This is a genomic window from Clostridium sp., from assembly GCF_017888565.1.
Taxonomy (GTDB): Bacteria; Bacillota; Clostridia; order Clostridiales; family Clostridiaceae; genus Clostridium.
In genome coordinates this window covers 1-1,161 of sequence record NZ_JAGHFX010000110.1, presented here as the reverse complement: position 1 = coordinate 1,161, position 1,161 = coordinate 1, and the positions used below count along the sequence as shown (strand labels likewise).

Below are 1,161 nucleotides of genomic sequence, written 5' to 3'. Positions count from 1 at the left end.
TATATCTAACTGTTTTGAATAATATCTTTTACTTTCATCAAGCTCTTTTAATCTATCTAAAACCGTAGCATATAAATTATGCTGATTATAAGCTTTCAAAGCACTATCCTTTAATTTTTCAAAATCCCTTTTATCTATCTTGACCTTATCTGATGAAAACATAACTGGTTCAACTTTCATTTCTTGTATTTGATACATAACAAGGCTATTTTTATCTAAAGTTTTAGTTATCCTATCATACTCAATTGTCTTTTGATTTAAATGGGCCTTTAATTGCTCTATTTTGCCCTCTAATTCGTTTTTATAGCTTTCTATAGCATTTATATCCTTGTACTCATTTTCAAGCTCTCTATCAAGCTCTTTTTTAAATTCCTTAGTATCTTTATGTCTTCTTTTTGAGTTTTCAATACCCCTTTGAATATCAAAACCAAGATTTTTTAGATATGCAGGTAACTGATCCTGCACTTCCCTAAGAAATTTTCTATCTATCAATTTTTTAGCTGAAAGTGAATTTTCGATTATTGGAACAAATCCAACATGCATATGAGGTGTAGTTTCATCAAGATGAACATTAGCAGATATAATAAACTCTTCACCAATCTTATTTTTCAAATAATCTAAAGAACTCTTAAAAAACTCTTTTTGTTTATCTTCAGTTAAATTTTCAAAAAAAGCACTATCTGAAGATATAATACATTCACAATAAACAGTTGCATCTTTTCTTATTGACCTTTCAGACGCTCTATTCGCCTCTATAATCGTTTTTACCCTCTTAAGGTAGTTTATATCCTCTTGATTAACTAAATCGTAATTTAAGGGCGTTCTCGCTTTATCTATATCCATGTTACTATAATTTTCATTCTCTCTTTGATTATGTTTCTGCAATCCAAATACATTGCCTGATTTATATTTGCCGAAATGACATACCATATAACTCATTTTTCACTAACTCCCTTCAAACCAAAACATACTCTACATGGAAGATTCGCATATTGAAGTTATCAATACCAAATATAGACCTTATCAATACCTAATATTGATAACTTCAATATCATACGGCAAACCTCCATATCCAATACGACAAATCACCGTAAATACCTCCCAACTTGGGATATAAAACGGCAAATCTTCCATGTAAAGTATAACACAATATACTTTATG

Annotated in this window: 1 protein-coding gene; it reads right to left on the bottom strand. The window is 29.5% G+C overall.

Features of this window, described 5'->3' with window-relative positions; translation table 11 throughout:
• Positions 1-939: MobV family relaxase (gene mobV, locus J7M87_RS20365; RefSeq protein ID WP_291654078.1), on the bottom strand; the 939-nt coding region annotated here is incomplete at its 3' end.
• Positions 940-1,161 lie beyond the last annotated feature (222 nt).